Source organism: Marinobacter sp. C7, assembly GCF_022343555.1.
In the GTDB taxonomy this organism is placed as follows: Bacteria; Pseudomonadota; Gammaproteobacteria; order Pseudomonadales; family Oleiphilaceae; genus Marinobacter.
This window is the reverse complement of sequence record NZ_JAKQZH010000005.1, coordinates 111,740-135,398: the sequence shown is the minus strand read 5'-3', so window position 1 is coordinate 135,398 and position 23,659 is coordinate 111,740. Positions and strand designations below refer to the sequence as shown.

Genomic DNA, 23,659 nt, shown 5'->3' with positions numbered 1-23,659 from the left:
TGAAACCGTTTACGCGGATAGCCATCAGACGAAAAGGGGATCACCATGCCGACATCATCGAAAAACCAGCCCAGATACAAGCGTGTTCTGCTCAAGCTCAGTGGCGAAGCCCTGATGGGGGAGCACGATTTCGGTATTGATCCCAAAGTCCTCGACCGCATGGCCCTGGAAATCGGTGCCCTGATCGGCATCGGCGTCCAGGTAGGCCTGGTCATCGGCGGTGGTAACCTGTTTCGCGGCGCAGCCCTGAACGCTGCCGGACTGGACCGGGTCACCGGCGACCACATGGGCATGCTGGCCACCGTCATGAACGGCCTGGCCATGCGGGATGCCCTCGAGCGTTCGAACATCCGCACCCGCGTCATGTCGGCCATCCCCATGAGTGGTATCGTGGAGCATTATGACCGCCGCCGTGCGGTGCGTGATCTCAAGGAAGGCGATGTGGTGATCTTCAGCGCCGGCACCGGCAATCCGTTCTTCACCACCGATTCGGCAGCCTGCCTGCGCGGAATCGAGATCGAGGCGGATGCGGTACTGAAGGCAACCAAGGTGGATGGTGTCTACTCGGCGGACCCGAATCTGGATCCGACCGCCGAAAAATACGACCACCTCACCTATGATGAAGTGCTCGACAAGAAACTGGGCGTGATGGATCTGACCGCTATCTGTCTGGCACGGGATCACGGCATGCCGCTGCGGGTATTCGACATGAATCGCCCGGGTGTGCTGACTCGCATCGTGACCGGCGAGAAAGAAGGTACACTGATCGAATAACATGGTAAGCCGGCCTGTCGGAAAGGGCCGGCTCACGGAATGACCTGACGAATCGAGGATGCTGAAGTGATTAACGACATCAAAGCAGAAGCCGAGAAGAAAATGAACAAGAGCATCGATGCTCTCCACTCGGCCTTCAACAAGATCCGGACTGGCCGCGCGCACCCGTCAATCCTGGACAGCGTGACCGTTAACTACTACGGCCAGGAGACGCCGCTCAAGCAGGTGGCCAGCGTCAACGTGGAAGATAACCGCACGCTGACGGTCTCCCCCTGGGAGAAGAATCTGGTGCCGACCATTGAAAAGGCGATCATGAGCTCCGACCTGGGCCTCAATCCGACCACCAGTGGCGATATCATCCGGGTGCCCATGCCCATGCTCACCGAGGAAACCCGGCGCGAGATGGTCAAGCAGGCCAAGGCAGACGCAGAGCACGGCCGGGTTTCTATCCGCAACGCCCGTCGTGATGCCAACAGCATGATCAAGGACCTGCTGAAGGAAAAGGAAATCACCGAAGATGACGAGCGTCGTGGCGAGGACGAAATCCAGAAGCTGACGGACAAGTACATCGCCGAAGTCGAGAAAATGCTCAAGAAAAAAGAAGAGGACCTGATGGCGGTCTGATCCGTCACGGCTCTCAAAAGTAGCACAGACGGTCCGGAGGGATGCTCCGGGCCGCGCAGGGGATTTCATGACGGGAAATGTTACCGCGGAAATTCCGGTGTCGGCTGACAGCCGGCCCCGGCATGTGGCCATTATCATGGACGGCAATAACCGGTGGGCCAAGGCACATCGGCTGACAGGAGTGGCGGGTCACAAGGCTGGCGTAGACGCAGTCAAGGCCGTGGTCGAGACCTGCGCCCGTGAGGGTGTCGAGGTGCTCACGCTGTTCGCCTTCTCGAGCGAGAACTGGCGCCGGCCCAAAGACGAGGTCTCCGCACTGATGCGGTTGTTCCTCATTGCTCTGGAGCGGGAAGTCCGGAAATTGCACCGGAACAACATCCGGTTGAGGATTATCGGTGATCGCTCTGCCTTCAGCCCGTTGCTCCAGGAGCACATGGACAAGGCCGAGGAGCTCACCCGCAACAACACGCAAATGACCCTGGTCATTGCCGCCAACTACGGTGGGCACTGGGATATCACCCAGGCAACCCGACAGGTTGCGGAAAAGGTCTGCACCGGTGAGCTGTCGCCCTCGGACATTACCGATGACCTGATCCAGCAGCACCTGAGCATTGGCGATCTGCCCATGCCTGACCTGATGATCCGCACCGCCGGTGAGCAGCGGATCAGCAACTTCCTGCTCTGGCATCTTGCCTACACCGAATTCTACTTCTCCCCGGTCTTCTGGCCCGATTTCAAGCAGGAAGAGATGGGGAAGGCATTAGAGGCCTACGCCGGACGGCAGCGCCGATTTGGTCAGACCGACGACCAGATCGCGGCCAAGGCCGCACAACAATAATGATGCATAAGCGATTCCGACCGTGCTCAAGACCCGAATTATCACAGCCCTGATCCTGGCTCCTATCGCCATTGGCGGTATCTTCTTCCTTCCTCCCCTGGGATTTGCCCTGTTCACCGGCGCCATCATCACCCTTGGCGCCTGGGAGTGGGCGAATATGTCCGGCATCGAGGGGCAGGGTGGTCGCGTGGCCTATGCCGCGGTGACCGCTGCCATTCTGTACGCCCTGCTGAACGTACCGGCTGTGCTGGTGCTCTGGCTGGCGTTGGCCTGGTGGTTTATCTGTTTCCTGCTGGTTCGTAGTTACCCCCAGGGTTCCGACCGCTGGGGCAGCCTGCCCATGCGGGCACTGATGGGCCTGTTCGTGCTGGTGCCCGCCTGGGTGGGCCTGAACCACCTGCGTACCGGTGGCTTCCAGTATGGCGAGGTGGCCAACAACCTGTGGGTTATTCTCTACGTGTTCTGTGTGGTCTGGGTGGCAGACATCGGTGCCTATTTTGCGGGCCGTGCCTTCGGCAAGGCCAAGCTCGCGCCCCGGGTCAGCCCGGGCAAGTCCTGGGCGGGTGTCTGGGGTGGTCTGGCGGCCGTTGGTATCTTCGCCGTGATTGTCAGCAGTCTGGCGTCAGCCAGCCTCGCGGAAACGCTTATGTTGGTCATTGCCAGCCTGTTCACCGGATTCGTCTCCGTGCTCGGTGACCTGCTGGAAAGCATGCTCAAGCGCTTCCGCGGGATCAAGGACAGCAGCCAGTTGCTGCCTGGCCACGGTGGCATCATGGATCGGATCGACAGCCTGACTGCCGCCATTCCCGTCTTCGCACTGATCATCACCCAGCTTGGCTGGTTGACCACCGGGCACTGGTAACCATGGCACACCGCACCGTCACGCTTCTCGGAGCCACCGGTTCCATCGGACTGAGTACCCTGGATGTCATCCGGCGCCATCCCGAACGGTTCTCCGTTTACGCGCTGACGGCCAGCACCCGGGCCGAGGAACTGGCGGTTTTGTGCCGGGAGTTCCGGCCGGCTGTGGCGGTCATGGCCAGCACAGAGGCGGCGGCGACACTGAAAGAGTTGCTCGCCGACCTGCCGGATATCCGTGTGCTGGCGGGAGAAGAGGGCCTGTGTGAGGTCGCCGCCGCTCGGGATGCAGACACGGTGATGGCCGCCATCGTTGGTGCCGCCGGCCTGCCGCCGACCCTCGCCGCAGTCCGTGCCGGCAAGCGCGTGCTGCTGGCCAACAAGGAAGCGCTGGTGATGTCGGGCCAGCTGTTCATGGATGCGGTAGCCGACTCGGGTGCGGAGCTTCTGCCCATCGATTCCGAGCACAACGCCATTTTCCAGTGCATGCCGGCGGACAAGGTGCGCGATCCCAGCGGGGCGGGCATTACCCGTATCCTGCTGACGGCCTCCGGGGGTCCGTTCCGGACCCATACCGTGGAGCAACTGCGCTGTGTGTCTCCGGCGGAGGCCTGCGCCCATCCGAACTGGTCCATGGGCCAGAAGATCTCGGTGGACTCGGCCACGCTCATGAACAAGGGCCTGGAACTGATCGAGGCCTGCTGGCTGTTCAATACCACGCCAGCCAGCATTGAGGTGCACGTGCACCCGGAGAGCATCATCCACTCCATGGTGGAGTACGCCGACGGTTCGGTGCTCGCCCAGATGGGTAGCCCGGATATGCGCACACCCATTGCCAACGGCCTGGCGTGGCCGGAGCGGATCGATGCCGGTGTCGCGCCCCTGGATCTGTTCGCGATTGGCCGTTTCCACTTCGAGCGGCCGGATCTGGTGCGCTTTCCCTGCCTGCGGCTGGCGGCGGAAGCCTTCGTGGCCGGCGGCACCGCCCCGGCCGCGCTGAATGCCGCCAATGAGATCGCGGTGGCGGCATTTCTGGAAGGAACACTGTGTTTTGCCGATATCCCCGTTATTATAGAGCGGACACTGGCGGCCACGGAGGTGGTGCCGGCAGACAGCTTCGAGACCATCTTCGCCAAGGACGCCGAGGCCCGCCGCCGGGCCAGGGAACAGATCGGCCTGCTGGCTGTCTGACATCGTTGGCGGTTTTGCTGCCTGGCCACAGTCATTAACCGGGAACGCTATGCAGATCATTGAAACCATTCTGGCCCTGGCGCTGACCCTGGGCATCCTTGTCACCCTGCACGAGTACGGCCATTTCTGGGTCGCCAGGCGTTGCGGGGTCAAGGTGCTGCGGTTCTCGGTTGGCTTCGGCAGGCCCATGTTCTCCTGGTACGACCGCCATGGCACCGAGTTTGCTATAGCCGCCATTCCCCTGGGCGGCTATGTCAAGATGCTCGACCAGCGGGAGGGCCCGGTTCCCGAAGAGTTCAAGGACCAGGAGTTCATGTCCAAGTCGCCGGGGCAGCGTATCGCCATTGCCTCGGCCGGTCCCATTGCCAACTTCCTCTTCGCCATCCTCGCCTACTGGGTGATCAGTGTAGTGGGGGTAACCGCCGTCGCGCCTATCGTCGGTGACGTAGCCCAGGGCAGCGTTGCCGAACGGGCGGGCCTCCGGGAAGGCATGGAAATCCATGCGGTGGACGGCCACAGGGTCACCTCCTGGCGCGATATCAACATGCGCCTGCTGGAGCGGGCCGGCGAGCAGGGCACGGTAACGCTTGAGGTTTCCGGCGATGGCGCTCGAGGCACGATCGGCGGCGAGCTGGGCGGATGGTCCCTCAGCAAGGAGACGCCTGACCCGATCGGCGAGTTTGGCATAACGCCCTGGCGCCCGGAGATTCCCGCCGTACTGGGCGAGATTGCTGCCGGTGGCCGCGGAGATGCTGCCGGCCTCCAGGGCGGAGACCGGGTGGTGAGCGTTGACGGCGAACCGGTGTCCGGCTGGCGCGATCTGGTGGACCATGTCCGCAACGCACCGGAGCAGACACTGGAGTTCACCGTGCTGCGGGACGGCGCCGAAAGAACCCTGCAGGTTACTCCCGCGGAGCGTACCCTGGAGACCGGAGAGGTTGTCGGATTTGTGGGCGTCGGTGTGCAGCAAGTATCCTGGCCCGACGAAGCGCTACGTGAGATCAGCTACGGCCCGCTGGCGGCGATTCCCCAGGCCATCGGTGAAACCTGGGCGGACACGCGCCTGACTCTGGTGGCCATCAAGAAAATGATTACCGGGCTGTTGTCGCCCACCAACCTGAGCGGCCCCATCACAATCGCCCGGGTGGCCGAGGCGAGTGTGAGCTCCGGCTTTGAGGATTTTGTCCGGTTCCTCGCCTATCTGAGTGTCAGTCTGGGCGTGTTGAACCTGCTGCCGATTCCGGTTCTGGACGGTGGCCACATTGTGTATTACACCATCGAGGCCATCCGCCGGAAGCCGGTTTCCGAGCAGGCCCAGGCCGTCGGATTACGGATCGGTATGGCATTGATCCTCACTTTAATGGTGTTTGCTCTTTACAACGACCTGATGCGGTTGTGAGAATTGCGAGCTCCTTACGCGCATTAACCAGGCGAAATATTTGAATGAGACGTTCTCTTCTAGGTGTAGCCGTTGGCCTAGCTGTGGCCTCTATGGGCATGAAGCCAGCGCTGGCGGATGAATTTACAGTAGCGGATATTGAAGTCGAAGGCCTCCAGCGGGTCTCGGCAGGTACTGTGTTTGCCGCCTTTCCGGTGAATATTGGCGAACAGGTGGATGAGGCGGAACTCGCCGCTGCCATCAAATCCCTGTTTGGCACCGGGCTGTTCACCGATATCGAGGCCAGCCGCGATGGGGGCGTCCTGATCATCACCGTGCGTGAGCGCCCCTCCATCAGCTCTATCGAGATCGAGGGTAACAAGAACATCGAAACCGACATGCTGATGGATGCCCTGGCCGGTGCCGGCCTGCAGGAAGGGCAGGTCTTTCGCCGTGCTACCCTCGAACGCCTGGAGCTGGAGATCCTGCGCTCCTACATTGCCCAGGGCCGCTATAACGCACGGGTGAAAGCAACCGCCGAGGAACTGCCGCGTAACCGGGTCGACATCAGCCTGGAAATCAACGAAGGCACCGTCGCCGCCATCCACCACATCAACATCGTGGGTAACAAGGATTTCAGCGAAGAAGAACTGCTGGGCCTGTTCGAGCTGGAAACCACCAGCTGGTGGAACTCCATCACCAACTCTGACAAATACGCCCGGGAGCGTCTCAGCGGCGACCTGGAGAGCCTCCGTTCGTTCTACCTGAACCGGGGCTATCTCGATTTCACCGTTGAATCCAGCCAGGTTTCCATCTCCCCGGACAAGCAGAAAGTCTTCATCGCCATCGCCATCAATGAAGGCCCCCAGTACACCATCTCCGAAGTCAATCTGAGGGGCGATCTGATCGTCGGCGAGGAAGAGCTGCGCAAGCTGATCCCGGTCAAGGAGGGCGACGTCTTCTCCCGCGCCCGCATGACCTCCATTTCCGAGGCCCTGTCGTTCCGGCTGGGCAAGGAAGGCTATGCCTTTGCCAACGTGAACGCCGTGCCCGAGCCGGCGGACGACAACACCGCTTCGGTTACCTTCTATGTCGAGCCCGGCAAGCGTGCCTATGTTCGCCGGGTTAATTTCGACGGCAACGTGTCGACCCGTGACGACGTGCTGCGCCAGGAAATGACCCAGATGGAAGGGGGCGTTGCGTCTTCCGACCGGATCGAGTTCTCCAAGACCAAACTCGAGCGCCTTGGTTTCTTCAGCACGGTCAATGTCGAGACGGTCCCGGTGCCGGGTACCGATGATCTCGTCGATGTGAACTACTCCGTGGAAGAGCAACCGACCGGCAGCCTGTCAGCATCCATCGGTTTCTCCCAGGACTCCGGTGTCATCCTTGGCGCCAACGTCTCCGAAAACAACTTCTTCGGTTCGGGCAAGCGGGTCTCCTTCGGCGTCAACGTCAGTGATTCGGTCAAGAGTGCCAACATCTCCTATCTGGACCCGTACTACACCGTGGATGGCGTGAGCCGTGGCTTCAGCCTGTTTGCCCGGGAGACGGACTACGAGGAAGAGGACATCTCCTCCTACCTGCTGGACGAGTATGGTGGCCGTGTGACGTTCGGTTACCCGACCGACCAGATCACGCGCCTGAACTTCGGCCTGGGTTACACCCGTTCCAATATCAAGGAAGGGCTATTCACCTCCCAGGAAGTCCGGGACTTCATTGTCGAGGAGGGGGATTCCTTCGATAACTACTTCCTGTTCGGCAGCTGGCGCCGGAGCACCCTGAACCGGGGCGTGCTGCCGACCGACGGTTACAGCCACTCGCTCTCCCTCGACGTGGCGGTGCCGGGCAGTGACCTGACCTTCTACAAGGCCACCCACAAGACCGACTTCTACTTCCCGATTACCGAGGACAATCGCTGGGTATTCCGCGCCCGTTCCGAGATCGGGTATGGTGACGGTTACGGGGATCGCACCCAGATGCCGTTCTACGAGCACTTCTACTCCGGTGGCTATGGTTCGGTCCGGGGCTACGAAGCCAACTCCCTGGGCCTGCGGGCAACCAACAGCGAGTTCGATCTGTCCGAGCCTGATCCGTTCGGCGGTAACCTGCTCACCGAAGGTGGCCTGGAACTGATCACGCCGACCCCGTTTGCGGGCGACAGCCGTTCCATGCGTACCTCGGTATTCCTGGATGCCGGCCAGGTCTTCGATACCGAGCGTGGCTTCGATCCGGAGCTGAGTGAAGTGCGGCTGGCTGCCGGTGTCGGCTTCCAGTGGATCACAGCGGTCGGCCCGCTGGCCTTCAGCCTTGCCCAGCCGCTGAATGACAAGAAGGGGGACGACACCCAGGTGTTCCAGTTCTCCCTCGGCCAGACCTTCTGATGGCCACGTATAACAACAGTAAAGGATGAAACACAGGAGAAGCACCATGTCCCGAATGATCACCCTGCTTGCAGCGGCCCTGATGGCCGTCAGCCTGCCTGCATTTGCCGAGACCCGTATTGGCGTCGTTGACCTTCGCCAGGCACTGTTTTCCTCGGACGAAGCCAAGGCCTTCAGCGAGACCCTGCAGAAGGACTTCGCCGGTGAGGAAGCCAAGGTCAGGCAAGCCCAGGAAGAAGCGCGCAAGCTGCAGGAGCGTCTGCAAAAAGACGGCGCCATGATGAATGAAACCGAGCGCAACGAGCTGACCGGGCAGTTCCAGCAGAAGGTCCAGGAATTCAACATGCTCAAGCAGCGCCTGGACAACACCGTGGCCCAGCGCAAGCAGGCGTTTCTCGAGAATGCCCGCCCGGAAGTGGACGCGGCGGTGAAGGAACTGATGGAAGAGAATGAGCTGGACCTGATCCTCCCGAGCGAGGCGGTGGTCTACGTGAAGCCGGAAATGAACCTCACTTCCCAACTGCTGGACAAGCTGAACCGTTAACCTCTTGGGGCACCTCGGCCCCGGGTGATGCTCTGGAGTATGTCATGACAGAAAAGTCCTACCGGCTTGGCGATATCGCCAAGGCATTGGGGGCAGAGCTGAAGGGAGACCCCGAGGTGCAGATCACCGGGCTGGCGACCCTCTCGGCGGCCGGCCCCGGCCAGATCAGTTTTCTCGCCAACCCGGCCTACGGCAAGTACCTGGCGGAAACCCGTGCCTCCGCAGTGATCCTCTCACCTGCGGCCGCCAAGGATTCTCCGACCAATGTCCTGCTGCTGGACAATCCTTATCTGGGCTATGCTCGCCTCAGCCACTGGTTTGATCCGGCGCCGGTTCCGGCCGCCGGGGTTCACGCCAGCGCGGTTGTAGATCCTTCTGCCCGGGTCGCGGAAAGCGCCAGCATCGGCCCGAACGCCGTGATCGAGGCCGATGCCGAGATTGCGGACAACGTTGTGGTTGGTGCCGGAAGTGTCATTGGTGCCCGGTGCCGGGTAGGAAGAGACACGGTGATCAGGCCTCGGGCAACCCTGGCTCACGATGTCGTCGTGGGGCAGCGCTGCCATATTCTCAGTGGTGCGGTGATCGGCTCGGACGGCTTCGGCTTCGCCAATGAGAAGGGAGTCTGGCACCGCATTGCCCAACTCGGTAGCGTGGTACTCGGAGACGACGTCGAAGTGGGCGCCAACACCACCATCGACCGCGGTGCCCTGGATGACACCATTATCGGCGATGGCGTGAAGCTCGATAACCTCATCCAGATTGCCCACAACGTCCATATAGGTGAACACAGCGCCATGGCGGCCATGGTCGGAATTGCCGGCAGCACCCGAATCGGTCGCCATTGTGTCTTCGGTGGCGCCTCCGGCGTGGCGGGCCATCTCGAAATCGCCGACCAGGTGCACCTTACGGGCATGACCCTGGTCACCGGCGATATCCGCGAACCGGGAGTCTACTCCTCGGGCACCAGCGCGGATACCAACCGGCAATGGCGTAAGAACGCCGTGCGCTTCCGCCAGCTCGATGTGCTTGCACGGCGGGTCAAGGAACTGGAAAAGAAATTAGAGGGCTGAGGCCGACCAACATGATGCAAATTGACGAAATTCTTGAATACCTGCCACATCGGTACCCGTTCTTGCTGGTGGACCGGGTCACCGAGGTTGAAAAGGGAACATCAATCAAGGGTTACAAGAACATTTCCTTCAATGAGCCTTTCTTTCAGGGCCATTTCCCGAACAATCCGATCATGCCCGGCGTGCTCATCATCGAAGCCATGGCACAATTGTCAGGCATTCTCGGTTTTGTGACGGTAGGCCGGAAACCCGCCGACGGCGTGGTACAATACCTCGCCGGGTCGAGCAAGGCCCGGTTCAAGCGCCCCGTACTGCCGGGTGACCGTCTCGATATGGAGTCGGAGTTCATTTCAGGCAAGCGCGGCATCTATAAATTCGAATGCCGAGCGCTGGTCGACGGAGAAGTCGTCTGCGTGGCAGAAATCTTGACCGCTGAGAGAGAAGTTTGATGGCGACAAATGACTGGTCGGGTGTCCATCCTCAAGCGATTGTAGACCCATCAGCCAAGCTGGCGGACAACGTGACTGTTGGCCCGTGGAGCTATATCGGGCCGGGCGTGGAAATCGGTGAGGGCACCGAAATCCTGTCCCACGTGGTGATCAAGGGTCCCACGGTTATCGGGCGCAATAACCGGATTTTCCAGTTCTCCAGCGTTGGCGAAGAGTGCCAGGACAAGAAATACGCTGGCGAGCCGACCACCCTGGTAATTGGCGACGACAACGTTATCCGGGAGAACTGCACCATTCACCGGGGCACCGTCCAGGATCGCGGCGAGACCCGCATTGGCAACGGCAATCTGCTGATGGCCTACGTCCATGTGGCACACGACTGCATCGTGGGCGACAACACCATTCTGGCGAACTGTGCGACCCTGGCCGGCCACGTGTCCGTGGGTGATTTTGCCATCCTCGGTGGTGGCACCATGGTGCACCAGTTCTGCAACATCGGTCCCCACAGCATGGCGGCCGGTGGCAGCATCGTGCTCAAGGACATACCGGCCTACGTGATGGCCAGTGGCCAGTCCGCCGAGCCTCATGGCCTGAACGCGGAAGGCCTCAAGCGCCGTGGCTTCAGCAAAGAGGCCTTGCTCACACTCCGCCGGGCGTACAAGACTATCTATCGCCAGGGCCTGACCACCGAGCAGGCGGTCGAGGAACTGGAGAACAACTACGGCGACGTTCCGGAAGTTCGACCGCTCATTGAATCCCTGCGCGGAGCACACCGCGGCATCATTCGCTGATCAGCCGGAGCTTCCGGTGACGGAACCTGCCAACCCATCCAGTCTCAACGAGCGTAAGCTCACCATAGCCATGATCGCCGGCGAGGCATCGGGGGACATCCTCGGTGCCGGCCTGATCCGTTCCCTGAAACGCCGCTATCCGAAGGCCCATTTCGTCGGTATCGGCGGTGAAGAAATGATCGCTGAGGGCTTCCACTCGCTTGTGCCCATGGAACGCCTTTCCGTGATGGGGCTGGTGGAAGTGCTTGGCCGCATCCGGGAACTGTTCAGTATCCGTGCCCGGTTGATGGACTACTTCTTTACCAACCGGCCCGAGGTGATCATCGGCATCGATTCCCCGGATTTTACCCTGGCCATTGAACGCCGCTGCCGCGAGGCAGGCATTCCGTCGGTGCACTACGTCAGCCCGTCGGTCTGGGCCTGGCGCCAGAAGCGCATCTTCAAGATCGCCAAATCCGTCGATCTGATGCTCACCCTGTTCCCGTTCGAGGCCCGCTTCTACGAAGAGCACAACGTGCCCGTGGCCTTTGTGGGTCACCCACTCGCGGACCGCATTCCCCTGGAACCGGACACCGGCAAAGCGAGGGAACAGCTGGGCTTGAGTCCGGACGCGCCCTTGCTGGCGGTCTTGCCCGGCAGTCGGGGAGGGGAGGTGGAACGTCTTGGCACCCTGTTCCTGGAGGCGTGCCGATGGATCCAGGAGCGTCGCCCCGATATCCAGCTGGTGATTCCCTGTGTAAACCGGGATCGTGAGAAGCAGGTGCAGGCCCTAGTGGAATCCCTCGACGTAAAACTGCCGGTCACCATCGTGCGCGGCCAGTCCCGGGAAGTGATGGCCGCCTCCGATGCGGTCCTGCTGGCCTCCGGCACTGCCACGCTCGAAGCCATGCTGCTCAAGAAACCCATGGTGGTGGGCTATCGCCTGAGCAACATGAGCTATGCGCTGCTCTCCCGACTGGTGAAGGTGCCCCATGTGGCTCTGCCGAACCTTCTCGCGAAGGAAGCGCTGGTACCGGAGCTACTGCAGGATGATGCCACCGCGGAGTCCCTTGGTGCGGCAGTGCTTGAACGAATGGAGAACCTGGAAGAGCGGGAGCGCCTGCAGAGAGCATTTACCGAGTTGCACCTGACGCTGCGGCAGAATGCCGATGAAAAGGCGGCAGAGGCCGTCTCCGGGCTGCTGGAGGAGAGAGCCTGATGGCCAAAGCACCCTTGCCCCCGTTCGAATGCCGGTATGAGGGCCGCTTGCTGGCCGGTGTCGATGAAGTCGGGCGCGGCCCCCTGATCGGTGCGGTGGTCACGGCTGCCGTCATCCTCGATCCGGAAAAACCCATTGCCGGCCTGGCGGATTCGAAAAAGCTCACCGAGAAAAAGCGCCTGGCCCTGTACGATGAAATCATCGAAAAAGCCGCGGCCTGGAGCCTCGGCCGCTGCGAGGCCAGCGAGATCGACGAGCTCAACATCTATCAGGCCACCATGCTAGCGATGGAACGGGCCGTCGCGGGCCTCGCCATCGCGCCCGAGTACGTCCTGGTGGACGGCAACCGTTGCCCGAAGTGGCACTGGCCGTCGGAGCCGGTGATCAAGGGTGACAGCCGCGTCGCCGAAATCAGCGCTGCCTCCATCCTCGCCAAGGTCACCCGTGACCGGGAGATGGAAACACTGGAAGAGCAGTACCCCGGTTACGAGCTGGGCAAGCACAAAGGCTATCCCACACCCGTGCACCTCGAAGCCCTGAGACGACTCGGCGCCACTCCGGAACACCGGCGTTCGTTCCGTCCGGTACAGGAAGTGATCGATACGGTGGGTTTCTTTAAAGCCCCAAGTGAAGCGCCCGCCGAGGAACTTCACTTCCCGACGGACTTGTTTGAAAATTAACAATTGACAGGCCCGCTCCCGGTCCTTAATATACGCGCCACGTTGATCGGGGGCAGCCCCGAAAGACAACCAGTTTTGATGCGGGGTGGAGCAGTCTGGTAGCTCGTCGGGCTCATAACCCGAAGGTCGTTGGTTCGAATCCAGCCCCCGCTACCAATTAGAAAAAAGCCGGTCTTTGACCGGCTTTTTTCGTTTCAATCTACTCCTCAAATCTCACTTCCTTTCAGCAACGGCTCCTCTCGTCGTTCAGCTGCTATAGTTCTCTTCGGACGTAGTCGGGCCACGCATGATCGACGATGCCATGGAGATCATTTAATCGTAAAACCCTCGCATCATCGATGAACTCTCATGTTAATGATGAATATCGATCTAACACCCACGAAAGGCCCGGCGGGCCATGGTTTGCTTCTTTTGCGTGACACATGATCCAGGAACCTAAAAATCAACAAGCATCAGGAAGATGTTATGCCCCAATCCCCCCTGGCCCAACCCCTGAAACTCCCCTGCGGAGCAGTCTTACCCAACCGAATCGCCAAGGCCGCCATGACTGAGGGGCTGTCAGACGACCACTTACACGCCACCCACCGCCACGGAACTCTCTACGGACGCTGGTCCGATGGCGGTGCGGGGTTGCAGATCACCGGCAACGTAATGATCGACCACCGGGTGCTGGAGCGGCCGGGTAATGTGGCCATCGATCCGGCGCCGGCGGAGGGTGAGCCGGAGGGTATGGCGCAATTGCGGGCCTGGGCCGAAGCCGGCACCCGCAATGGCAACCATCTGTGGATGCAGATCTCCCATGCCGGTCGGCAGTCGCCACGCTATGTCACCTCCCAGCCGATGGGGCCTTCGGCGGTTCAGCTGTCCCTGATGGGCAACTATGCCCGCCCGCGGGCGTTGACGGAGCCGGAGATCCTCGATTTTATCCAGCGTTTTGCCAACGTTGCCCAGATTGCCAAGGATGCTGGATTTACCGGTGTTCAGGTGCATGGGGCTCACGGGTATTTGCTATCGTCCTTCCTCTCTCCGGTCACCAACCAGCGGACCGACCGTTGGGGTGGGTCACTGGAGAACCGTGCCCGTTTCCTGCTGGAAGTGGTTCGGGCGACGCGTGCGGCGGTGGGGCCGGATTTCCCGGTGGCGGTCAAACTCAATTCCGACGATTTCCGCAAGGGCGGGTTTACCCTGGACGAGTGCGTGAACGTGGTGCGCTGGCTCAATGAGGAGGGGATCGATCTGCTGGAGGTGTCCGGTGGCACCTATGAGCAGCCGCGATTGCTTGGCTACAGCGGTGATGCGGACACCGCGAGCGAGGGGCCGGCCATGCGGGAGAGTACCCGCAAGCGGGAGGCCTATTTCCTGGATTACGCCCAGAAGATTCGCGAAGTCTGCGATTGCCCGCTGATGGTGACCGGTGGTTTCCGGACTCGGGCGTTTATGGAAGAGGTGGTCGCCAACGGCGAGACCGATGTGATCGGCCTGGGCCGTCCGCTCTGCACCGATCCGGATACGCCCAAAGACCTGCTCGAGGGGCGTATCGACAAGACGGTCTGCCACGAGGATCACCTCAAGCTCGCCCAGAGCGGCGTCTTCTCGCCGGCCAGTCCGCTGATGCCGTTCAAGGTGATTAACGTACTGGGCGGTCAGGCCTGGTATTACCAGCAGATTTTCCGGCTGGCGGACAACGAGCAGGCCGATCCGGATCTGGGCCTGCTCACGGCTGTGGGTGCCTATCTGAAAGATGAACTCAGTCGGGCCCGGCGGGTGAAGAAGGCCCGCCGGCGTCGCAGCACCTGATTACTCTTATTACATAGCGCGCGCAAAGACCTTGAACGGCAGTGCCTTGAGCACGTAGCTCAGCGGCGTCCACGGCCACCAGGGCACGTAGGCGCGGCGTTTCTCTTTATCGATGGCGCTCACCAGGGCCGCCACGCCAGTCTCCAGGTCCACCCGGAAGGGCGCATTCTTGGTGCTGCGGTTGATGTCGGTGAGGATGTAGCCGGGCATGATGTTGGTCACCCGGATGGCCGTGCCTTCGGTGTCCAGTTGCAGGCCTTCGGCCAGGGAGGCCACGGCGGCCTTGGTGGCGGCATAGACGTTCATGGCGCCCCGGAAGCCCCGCACGCCACTGACCGAGGACATCAGCACCAGGTGGCCCGAGCTCTGTGCCCGGAAGATCTCCATGGCCGCCTCGCACTGGGCAATCGCGGCCACGAAGTTGGTCTCCGCCGCCTGGCGGTTGGAGGCGAAGTGCCCCTGGCCGATGCCGTGGCTGCTGGCCATGCCGGCGTTGACCACGATACGGTCGAGACCGCCCAGTTCCTCTTTGAAGCTTTGAAACACCTTGGGCACCTGCTCGTAATCGCACACGTCCAGCGCCTGGATGACCACGCGGATGTTCGGGTAGGTCGTGGTCAGCTCGTGCTGGAGCGCTTCCAGGTTTTCAACCCGCCGGGCGCACAGCGCCAGGTTGCAGCCTTTGGCCGCCCACGCTCGGGCCATGCCCATGCCCAGTCCGCTGCTGGCTCCGGTAATCAGGATGTTACGTCGCATTCTCCGCTCCTTTTTTATTTTGGCTGGCAGAAGGCTATCCGGTTTTCGGGGCTCGCTCCATTGGCGCAGATGACCAGTGCACCGGGCGAAGTCGCTTTGTCAGACTTCGGACACAGAAAATACATACCAACTGTTACAAACTCCTGCTTCAGTGGCGCATCAGACTGACGCATTATTATACCCATAGACTGAATGTGGTTTTTCAGCGTGGCGCTCGGAAAAGCCGGCATTCCTGTCTAACGGATATTGCGAAAAAAACCAAAAGGGAGCGAGTAATGAAAATGAATTCCAGGGTTTTGACCGGCGTGGCCTTTGCCGCCACAGGTGTTCTGGCCGGCTGTGGGGGCGGCGGAGGAGATGGCGGCGGTTCCGCAACCGCGACGTTGCAACTGGATCCCTCCGGCTACGGTGACCAAACTGCATCCATCCGCACGTTGAGCGATCTGGATGCTGCAGCGGTCATGTACGACGACGTTGCCGCCATCGAGAGTTTCATGTCCGACGTTGAGTTTGCACTGGGCACCACGGGCATGACCGCGATGGCCGTTGCTGCGGATCAGTACTGCTCGGAGGCCAACGGTAACCTGACGATTACCGAGGAGTTCACCGCTACTCGCGACTATTCCGAGTACCAGTTTGATAACTGTGTGGTGCCCAATTACGGTGAGTACCTGCTGCTGGACGGAACCATGTCGGCGGAAGCCAGGTATACCGATGGCGGTAACGGCATCACGCTCACCGAGTCCTACGACATCTCGGGCAAACTGGGCGTTGATGAGATACCCGTGGGCATCGTCGGTCGCCAGAGCATCTCAGTCTCCGGCACCAGTGAGTCCGATCTGAACGCAACGATCACCACGCCTGCGCTGGAGTACCTTTACGGCAATCAGTACGTGGCCTTGCGGAACTCCCAGATCAATATGGTGATCAAGGGCGATGTTCTGACCCTGACGATGAACAGCCAGCTCGTCGGATCGGCGATTGACGGCTACCTCAGCATCACCACCCCGACGAAGATCACCGCGAACATGTATGAGACCTGCCCGAGCTCCGGCCATATGAGGGTTGCCGGTGATGGCAAGATTGACGTCCGCTACGGTGCCAGCACGCTGCAACCGGGCCCGGCGATGGAAGTGATTCTGAATGACAGCACCGTCGAGTACTACGAGACCTGTGATGCCGCCGGCACTCCGTTCCTGGACGCGGGCCTGACAGGTGCCCTGTCGGATCCGGCCGTAACCGCCGATAAAACGGTTGCCCTGCCTACCCAGTGATGAAACCAGTCACGGCCACACTCCGCCCGGAGTGTGGCTGCCACTTTTACGAGACATACCGCGCCTGCATCCGTACATTAGGGAGATAAGAAGGAGGCAGGGAAGTCTATGTCGCATCCATACCGCTATCAGCTGGGGACCCGGACCTGGTCGTTCAGGAACCTGGGTGACGTTCTGGCCAAGGCGACCCCCGCCCGATCCGGTGATCGGCTAGCGGGCGTGGCCGCCTCCAGTGCTGAAGAGCGCGTGGTGGCCCAGATGTGTCTGGCCGACATCCCCTTAAAACGGTTTTTGAACGAAGCGCTCGTGCCGTACGAGTCCGATGAGGTTACCCGTCTGATTCTGGACGGGCACGATGCTCAGGCCTTCGCGCCGGTCTCTCACCTGACCGTCGGCGGTTTCCGGAACTGGTTGTTGAGCGACCACGCCACGCCGGCTGTCCTCAAGGCACTGCGCCCCGGACTGACACCGGAGATGGTGGCAGCGGTATCAAAGCTGATGCGCAATCAGGACCTGATCCTGGTCGCCCGCAAGTGCGAGGTGGTGACGGGCTTCAGGAACACCATTGGCTTGCCGGGGCGTCTCTCCACCCGCCTGCAGCCGAATCATCCTACTGACGATGTAGCCGGCATCGCGGCCAGTATTCTCGACGGTCTGCTGTATGGCAATGGCGATGCGGTCATCGGAATCAATCCCGCCACGGACAACGTCAGCCAGACCATCAAACTGCTGCGGATGATGGACGAGGTCATCCGGAAATACGAGATCCCCACCCAGTCCTGCGTTCTCACTCACGTTACCAACACCCTGGAAGCCATCGAGCAGGGGGCGCCGGTGGATCTGGTGTTCCAGTCCATTGGCGGCACCGAGGCCACCAACCGGAGCTTTGGCTTTGATCTGGCAACCCTCAGCGAGGCCCGGGAGGCGGCGTTGTCTCTCAACCGGCGCACGGTCGGCAATAACGTCATGTATTTCGAGACCGGGCAGGGCAGTGCGTTGTCTGCCAATGCTCACCACGGGATTGACCAGCAAACGTGCGAGGCCCGGGCGTATGCGGTGGCCCGCACGTTCGCTCCGCTGCTGGTGAATACGGTTGTCGGGTTCATCGGGCCGGAATATCTGTTCGACGGCAAGGAAATCATCCGTGCCGGCCTGGAGGACCACTTCTGCGGCAAGTTGCTTGGCCTGCCCATGGGCTGTGACATCTGCTACACCAACCACGCCGAGGCGGACCAGAACGACATGGACAACCTGCTGACGCTTCTGGGCGTGGCGGGCTGCACCTTCATCATGGGCATTCCGGGCTCGGATGACATCATGCTGAACTACCAGACCACCTCCTTCCACGATGCCCTTTACGCGCGCCGGGTGCTGGGGCTCCGGCCGGCGCCGGAGTTCGAGCAGTGGCTGACCCGCATGCGCATCTTTGACGATGCAGAGCGGTTCGAGCCCAATACAGCGTTGCCCGATGCCTTCGGTCTGGCATTGAGAGGCATTCCCGGGAGGACGGGCCATGACTGAAAAACGTCCAATCGTGCACCAGAACCCCTGGCGCAAACTCAGGCAGTTCACGGACGCCCGTATCGGGCTGGGCCGTGCCGGGATCAGCCTGCCGACGCAGGAGCTTTTAAAGTTCCAGTTGGCTCACGCGCAGGCAATTGATGCCGTGCATTGCCCTCTGGACGTCGGGCAACTGCAGGCGGACCTCGCCGCCGCCGGCGTGGTCGCTCGGCCGGAGGATGTCCTGTCTTTAGCGAGCGCGGCCCCGGACCGTGCGACTTATCTGCAACGGCCCGACCTGGGGCGGGCGTTGTCTCCATCCTCCGGAGAACGGCTCTCGGTCCATGCGCCGGCGGTGGGCGAAGGGCCGGACCTTGCCATTGTGATTGTCGATGGATTGTCATCCCGGGCGGTACAGTCCAATGCAGCTCCGATGGTGGCCCGGCTGATAACAGATCTGGATGCGGAGCATGGCGAGTGGCGCCTGGCGCCATTGACGGTTGTTGAGCAGGGGCGTGTCGCTATCGGCGATGACATCGGGGCCCGGTTGCGGGCACGGGCGGTCCTTGTGTTGATCGGCGAGCGGCCCGGCCTGAGCTCACCGGACAGCCTCGGTGCCTATCTGACCTGGAAACCCTGTATAGGCCGCAAGGACGCTGATCGCAACTGCGTCTCGAACATCCGTCCCGCGGGACTCGATTATGCCAACGCCAGCCAGCGACTTCTCTATCTCATTCGTGAGTCCTTCCGGAGAAAGCTCTCCGGAGTGGCGCTCAAGGACCGGACGGAAGAAGTCGTCATAGACTCGACGATCGAAAGCAAAAACTTCCTTACCCGGGACTGACCTGTCCGAAGTGCCTGTAATTGACGCCGGAGAGGGCAGGATGGCGTCAGATCGTACAACGGATCTGTTGCCGGTGAAAATTCCTCATGAACCTTACGATTTGGCAATAAATTGCCCGCTTTTCCTTGGCAAATCCCTCCAACTTTCAGCCGTAACTTCCTGCCACCCCGCAACCTTGCGCGTTCTACTTACCTGAACCTGTCCAAAAATTGACAATTTCGTAACTGGCGGAGTGCCATTTCCAATCACCATAATGCCGGCGTTTTGTGAAATTTTGTCAAATCGTCGAGAAAGTGGTGTGAGAAATTTATGAAAAGCGTCATTAAAACGTCAGGGTCAGTATTGGCCGCAGCTTTTTTGGGCGCAGTGCTCACGGGCTGTGGTGGGGGTTCTTCCTCTTCTGAAACTTCTTCCCAGGGTGCATTCGGGGATAATGGCAGCAAGACGGTCGATGGCAGCAAGGCTCTGCTGAGCTGGACTGCGCCGTCTACCCGTGTAAACGGTGATGGTCTCTCTATGGGTGAGCTGGACCGGTACATCATTCGGTATGGTCAGGATGCCGATAATCTGACCGAACAGGTAGTGATTGGTGATGCCGCCGAGGATGCCACCATGTCTTACACCGTTGGTGGGCTGGGGCAGGGCACCTGGTATTTCTCCATTCAGGTGCAGGACAGCAGTGGCCTGACAAGCCCGCCCTCCGAAGTGGTCAGCAAATCCATCCAGTCCTGATCCAATCGTACCGACCGTGCCTGAAGTGTGCAGTCTCAGGCCAGCGGATCGGCCATCGGAAGCTTCATGGTGAACGAAGTCCCTTCTCCGGGGACCGAAGCGACCGAAATCTCCCCCCGGTGTTTTTCCACAACGGTTTTTACGAATGACAGCCCCAGCCCTGCGCCGTGCACACCGGCCAGTTCGCTGCTCTTCTGGCGCATGAAACGGTCGAACAGGTAGGGCAGTTCCTGCTGTTCAATGCCACTGCCTTCATCCGAGACTGTCAGGCAGGCCTGGTGGCCCGCGCGGAATACCTGCACGTTGACGGTCGAGCCGGGTGGACTGTACTGCACGGCGTTGGTCATCAGGTTGATCACCGCCCGCTCCAGAAGCTCCGCATTGCCCCTTAACCAGAGATCCTCGGTGCCTTGCAGTGAGAACTCGATGTGTTTCTCGGCGGCCTGTTCGCTGACGCTGTCCCGGGCATTCTCGGCAATGGCCAGGAACTCGCACTCGTAGAAGCGGGTCTCGGTCAGCTGTTCGGCCCGGGCCAGCTGCACGAATTCTTCGGCCAGGTTGTAGCTACGCCGGGCGAGTTTGCCGAGCTGCTCCAGCTGCGCCGGCTCGATGTTGGAGGGGTCCCGTTTCAACTGCTCGATGAGGGCCAGCTGGGAGACCAGCGGCGAGCGTACATCGTGGGAGATGAAGTCGATGGCCTCCCGATGCTGGCGCTGTTGCTCCCGCAGCTCGGAAATGTCCGAGACGTTGGCGATGATGCCGTGTTGATCGCTGTCCGGCAGGGCGAAGGGGGCAAAATGGATCAGGAAGTCCTTGGCCTGGATGCGCAGGTCCACCGTGCGGGTCTGCTGCGTGGTCAGGGTATCTGAGACGGTTTCATGCCAGGGCGGGATGTCCCGTGGATCGTGGCCCTCGAGCAGACGGGCCAGAGGCATCCCGTCCAGGCTGGGCATGGGATCACCGAACCATTCCTCGATATGGCCGTTGGCAAAGCGGATCGCGCCCAGTTCGTCCGTCACGATGATGCCGTCGGGCATGTGTTCGAAACTGCGCCGAATAAACTGTTGCATCCGGTTCATGCGCTCGGTTGCGGTGCGCAGGCGCTCGATGCGGGCCGAGATGTTCTCCCGGATCTCGGAGCGGTCGACGACGTCCGGGACTTCATCCAGGCGCAGTCGCCTCAGGTAGCGCTGGATCGCCTCGCGGCTGAGGTCATTGGGCATGGTGAAACCCAGAGTGTACCGGGTATCGCCCCGCTCCAGCTGAATCCAGCTTACCTGGGGCTGATGCAGCCACTGGCCGGTTGGCAGCGAGGCCGGGATGTCCGCCGTGCCCAGATTCCGGGCGGAGAGGATGTCTGTCCCGTCGGTCAGCAGCCAGCCGTCCGGCTGGAACAGGACACGGAAATAATTCAGCAACTGGGACGGATGACTCCGGGCCGGAGCCTGCAGGTTTACCCTCGGGCTGGTAACCAGCTTGTCCAGTTGCTGGTTCAGGAACCGGTTCGCCGTGGCGAGCCTGAGACCGCTTGAGACCGGAAAGGCCGCCAGGGGAATCAGGATGGCATTGGCCACCGGCACCCAGATCCCCGAACTGAACAGCAATACCGCGCACAAAGCCGTGGCCGCGCCGGCGATGCCAAGGCAGGTAAACAGCGTTCGACTGGGGCGTACACGGGGCAGGAGCAGGGACACCAGCACCAGGACAATCAGGCTCAGGCCGGCGCCGGCCCACGCGGGGGCCGGCCGGATAAACAGCACTTTGTCTTGTTCCGGGAAGACGAGCTGGCTGCTGGAAAGGGCGGTTTCCAGAAGGCCCTGGTCAAGAATCTCGGGCAGTACTGACAGTTGGATCAGCAGCAGTATCGCCAGCAGGATCAGGCCCAGATTCCAGGGAGTTGTTCGAATGATTGGCAAGTCCCGGCTCATGCGCCCTGCTGTCTGTATTGGTCGTTCAAGTTATTGTTCCAGAAAGAACTCTCAGCGGGACAAAATACCGTTTTCAGGGACGAGTTCCAAGGTTTGAATCGGATTGTTCTAGCCGCGATTGCCGCGGTCGGGAAGAGAAGTAACCTGCTGGCCGGATACATCGCCCTGCTTGCCCGGATTGGCGATGCGATTGGGATAGACGGTGATTGCCCGGGGTTCCGTCGCAACGACGGACTTACCCCCCGCTTCGGTCACCACGCGCCAGTAATACTGGCCGGGTTCCAGCGGTCTCGTGGGCAGGGCCCGGGTCTCTGGTGCCCACTCACTGGTGGCAACAAGATTCCGGAAGCTTTTGTCGCTGGCAACCTCCACTCTTGCGATTTCGTTCTGCCCGTTGAGCTGCCAGCGGAACTCGGGCATGTCGTCATTGGCGCTGGCTCCGGCCGCCGGGTAGGACAGCGTGGCCGCTTGCGCCTGCAGGCGGACTTCCAGCGGTACCGTGGCCGGCATGCCCGCCAGTCCGGTTGAATCCAGAGCTGCCACCTCGATCCGATACCCGCCATTGTCGAGCAGTTGAAGCTCGAAGCGATTGCCTTTGATCTCCCGGCTGCCGATCCATTCACCACTGGCCGTTTCAAAGATATCGAGCCGATAGGCTGGCGCCTCGTCGCCACCCCAGCTGACGGCAACTGGCAGGTTGGTTACAACTTCGGGGAGGGAAGCGACATCCGGAGCGTCCGGCAGTTGTCGGATCGTGACGCCGGTATGACCATCACTACCCACATCGGCGAGGTATCCTGCCGGAATCCGTTGGGCCTTGCCGGGGGCGCCAAAGTCCACCGCGCCCTCGGTGACCCTTACGAACGTTGCTTCAGTCGAGGTCTGGAGGGTAAAGGTGGCATGTTGGGTCAGGGCAACAGCGGTGGCGGTCTCGATGTATACCGGAAGGGGATTCCAGTCGGTTGATCGGGCGCGGGCGTGTACCTTGCCCTCAAGCAGGCGCACCTTTGGCGATACCGTGGAATCGCCGCTGTTTGCCGTCAGGTCGACAATCTGCAACCGTGTGCCGGGAAACAGGCGCAGCTCGGTATCATTGTTGAGCCTGATCGTTGCGGTACCCGCCCCGGAAACAATTTCATCCCCGGGCTGCAGGGAAGAGCTCTGGTTCAAAGGCGCAGGCCGCTCCGACTCACTGGAGATGAGAGCCACGCTGCCTGCCGTGTAGGAGACCCGGCTGGTGTCCGCCGTCGTGTGTGTCGATGCCACTGACAGCAGGGCTGCCAATGGAAGCATCAGGGCGCGGCGGAGCAGGGCGTTACTCATTGGCAGCGAGCGGCCTTTCCAGTTCGTCTTGTTCCGGGGCTTTCATGGATTCAAGGCGGTAGCCCCGCTGGTAAATCGTTTTGATCCGGAAGCCGTTCTCCGGATTCAGGCCCAGGCGTCGGCGCAGGCGGCTCATGTGAGTATCCACGGTACGGGTGTTGATGTCACGAGCCAGACCCCAGACGCGCTCAAGCAGCATTTCCCGGGTCAGCAGGCGGCCCTGGTTCTGGAACAGGAACAGCGTCAGGTCGAAATCCTTGTCGGTCAGGGTGAGCTCCTCACCGTGCAGGGAAATGGTGCGCTGCTGGGTATTGATCTCGAACGGCCCGTAAACCAGAACCTCTTTCTCGTTGTCCGGGTTGGTACGGCGGGCGAGGGCGTTGATGCGAGCGGACAGTTCGGCGGCCCGGGCAGGCTTTCGCAGGTAATCGTCGGCACCGGCGTCCAGCGCCTGGACGATATCGGATTCGCTGTCACGCTGGGTCAGGAATATGACCGGCACAGGCCAGTTCAGCTGCGCCCGTACGTTTTTCAGCACATCGATGCCCGTCATGTCGGGAATCTGCCAGTCCAGGATCAGCAGATCGTAGCTGCGGTGCAAAACAGCGCTGAGGAAATTCTGGCCGGTCGGGAAACTGTCGCAGTGGTGCCCACGTTCAGCCAGGATATTCTGAATGTTCTGCGCCTGTTCGTGTTCGTCTTCAAGCAGAGCAATGCGCATGGTGG

22 protein-coding genes and 1 tRNA gene are annotated in these 23,659 nt (G+C 61.0%); 19 read left to right on the top strand and 4 right to left on the bottom strand.

Annotation, left to right across the window (positions count from 1 at the left end):
• The first annotated feature begins 45 nt into the window (after positions 1-45).
• The 15 genes from pyrH (at position 46) to MD273_RS17475 (ending at position 14,576) form a co-directional block, all read left to right on the top strand.
• The gene (gene pyrH, locus MD273_RS17545) at positions 46-774 is read left to right on the top strand and encodes a UMP kinase (RefSeq protein ID WP_239039091.1); all 729 of its coding nucleotides are present in this window, start codon (positions 46-48) and stop codon (positions 772-774) included.
• 66 nt (positions 775-840) lie between these two features.
• Positions 841-1,398, top strand: a complete 558-nt coding sequence (frr, locus tag MD273_RS17540; RefSeq protein ID WP_239039090.1) for a ribosome recycling factor — start codon at positions 841-843, stop codon at positions 1,396-1,398.
• A gap of 67 nt (positions 1,399-1,465) precedes the next feature.
• Entirely contained in the window at positions 1,466-2,236 is a 771-nt protein-coding gene (uppS, locus tag MD273_RS17535; RefSeq protein WP_239039089.1) for a polyprenyl diphosphate synthase, read from the top strand.
• A 22-nt stretch (positions 2,237-2,258) separates the two neighbouring features.
• Complete coding sequence (locus MD273_RS17530; protein ID WP_239039088.1) at positions 2,259-3,098, top strand: phosphatidate cytidylyltransferase; 840 nt, start codon at positions 2,259-2,261, stop codon at positions 3,096-3,098.
• Between the two features lie 2 nt (positions 3,099-3,100).
• A complete protein-coding gene (gene ispC, locus MD273_RS17525; RefSeq protein WP_239039087.1) occupies positions 3,101-4,285 on the top strand; it encodes a 1-deoxy-D-xylulose-5-phosphate reductoisomerase in 1,185 nt (394 codons plus the stop codon).
• A 49-nt stretch (positions 4,286-4,334) separates the two neighbouring features.
• Entirely contained in the window at positions 4,335-5,684 is a 1,350-nt protein-coding gene (rseP, locus tag MD273_RS17520) for an RIP metalloprotease RseP (protein ID WP_239039086.1), read from the top strand.
• Positions 5,685-5,728: 44 nt separating this feature from the next.
• Positions 5,729-8,047, top strand: a complete 2,319-nt coding sequence (gene bamA / locus MD273_RS17515) for an outer membrane protein assembly factor BamA (RefSeq protein ID WP_239039085.1) — start codon at positions 5,729-5,731, stop codon at positions 8,045-8,047.
• Between the two features lie 46 nt (positions 8,048-8,093).
• Positions 8,094-8,591 carry an OmpH/Skp family outer membrane protein gene (locus MD273_RS17510; protein WP_239039084.1) on the top strand — a complete coding sequence of 166 codons (498 nt, stop codon included), beginning with the start codon at positions 8,094-8,096 and terminating at the stop codon, positions 8,589-8,591.
• A gap of 44 nt (positions 8,592-8,635) precedes the next feature.
• Complete coding sequence (lpxD, locus tag MD273_RS17505; RefSeq protein WP_239039083.1) at positions 8,636-9,661, top strand: UDP-3-O-(3-hydroxymyristoyl)glucosamine N-acyltransferase; 1,026 nt, start codon at positions 8,636-8,638, stop codon at positions 9,659-9,661.
• Between the two features lie 11 nt (positions 9,662-9,672).
• Entirely contained in the window at positions 9,673-10,110 is a 438-nt protein-coding gene (gene fabZ / locus MD273_RS17500) for a 3-hydroxyacyl-ACP dehydratase FabZ (RefSeq protein WP_239039082.1), read from the top strand.
• A complete protein-coding gene (lpxA, locus tag MD273_RS17495) occupies positions 10,110-10,901 on the top strand; it encodes an acyl-ACP--UDP-N-acetylglucosamine O-acyltransferase (RefSeq protein WP_239039081.1) in 792 nt (263 codons plus the stop codon). The genes fabZ and lpxA overlap by 1 nt, the downstream gene beginning before the upstream one ends.
• A gap of 16 nt (positions 10,902-10,917) precedes the next feature.
• Positions 10,918-12,099 carry a lipid-A-disaccharide synthase gene (gene lpxB / locus MD273_RS17490; protein WP_239039080.1) on the top strand — a complete coding sequence of 394 codons (1,182 nt, stop codon included), beginning with the start codon at positions 10,918-10,920 and terminating at the stop codon, positions 12,097-12,099.
• Positions 12,099-12,779 (top strand): ribonuclease HII, encoded by a 681-nt coding sequence (rnhB, locus tag MD273_RS17485; RefSeq protein ID WP_239039079.1) that lies wholly within the window; start codon positions 12,099-12,101, stop codon positions 12,777-12,779. The genes lpxB and rnhB overlap by 1 nt, the downstream gene beginning before the upstream one ends.
• 79 nt (positions 12,780-12,858) lie before the next feature.
• Positions 12,859-12,935, top strand: a tRNA-Met gene (locus tag MD273_RS17480).
• A 309-nt stretch (positions 12,936-13,244) separates the two neighbouring features.
• Positions 13,245-14,576, top strand: coding sequence for an NADH:flavin oxidoreductase/NADH oxidase family protein (locus tag MD273_RS17475; protein WP_239039078.1), 1,332 nt, complete (start codon positions 13,245-13,247; stop codon positions 14,574-14,576).
• Between the two features lie 9 nt (positions 14,577-14,585).
• Here MD273_RS17475 and MD273_RS17470 read toward each other — a convergent pair whose 3' ends face one another.
• On the bottom strand, positions 14,586-15,332 hold the full coding sequence (locus tag MD273_RS17470) for an SDR family oxidoreductase (protein WP_239039077.1): 747 nt from the start codon (positions 15,330-15,332) through the stop codon (positions 14,586-14,588).
• Between the two features lie 275 nt (positions 15,333-15,607).
• Here MD273_RS17470 and MD273_RS17465 point away from each other — a divergent pair, with 275 nt between their 5' ends.
• From MD273_RS17465 to MD273_RS17450, 4 genes are all read left to right on the top strand, one after another.
• Positions 15,608-16,606: a hypothetical protein gene (locus MD273_RS17465; RefSeq protein ID WP_239039076.1), complete on the top strand. Its 999-nt coding sequence runs from the start codon at positions 15,608-15,610 to the stop codon at positions 16,604-16,606.
• Between the two features lie 108 nt (positions 16,607-16,714).
• Positions 16,715-18,127 carry an ethanolamine ammonia-lyase subunit EutB gene (locus MD273_RS17460; RefSeq protein WP_239039075.1) on the top strand — a complete coding sequence of 471 codons (1,413 nt, stop codon included), beginning with the start codon at positions 16,715-16,717 and terminating at the stop codon, positions 18,125-18,127.
• A complete protein-coding gene (gene eutC / locus MD273_RS17455; RefSeq protein ID WP_239039074.1) occupies positions 18,120-18,950 on the top strand; it encodes an ethanolamine ammonia-lyase subunit EutC in 831 nt (276 codons plus the stop codon). Before MD273_RS17460 ends, eutC begins: the two co-directional genes overlap by 8 nt.
• 342 nt (positions 18,951-19,292) lie before the next feature.
• Positions 19,293-19,682 carry a fibronectin type III domain-containing protein gene (locus MD273_RS17450; protein ID WP_239039073.1) on the top strand — a complete coding sequence of 130 codons (390 nt, stop codon included), beginning with the start codon at positions 19,293-19,295 and terminating at the stop codon, positions 19,680-19,682.
• Positions 19,683-19,717: 35 nt separating this feature from the next.
• On the opposite strand, the gene MD273_RS17445 is transcribed toward MD273_RS17450, so the two are convergent.
• The 3 genes from MD273_RS17445 to MD273_RS17435 form a co-directional block, all read right to left on the bottom strand.
• Entirely contained in the window at positions 19,718-21,598 is a 1,881-nt protein-coding gene (locus MD273_RS17445; RefSeq protein ID WP_239039072.1) for a sensor histidine kinase, read from the bottom strand.
• 120 nt (positions 21,599-21,718) lie between these two features.
• Positions 21,719-22,933 (bottom strand): FecR domain-containing protein, encoded by a 1,215-nt coding sequence (locus MD273_RS17440; protein ID WP_239039071.1) that lies wholly within the window; start codon positions 22,931-22,933, stop codon positions 21,719-21,721.
• Complete coding sequence (locus MD273_RS17435) at positions 22,926-23,654, bottom strand: response regulator transcription factor (RefSeq protein WP_239039070.1); 729 nt, start codon at positions 23,652-23,654, stop codon at positions 22,926-22,928. Before MD273_RS17435 ends, MD273_RS17440 begins: the two co-directional genes overlap by 8 nt.
• Positions 23,655-23,659 lie beyond the last annotated feature (5 nt).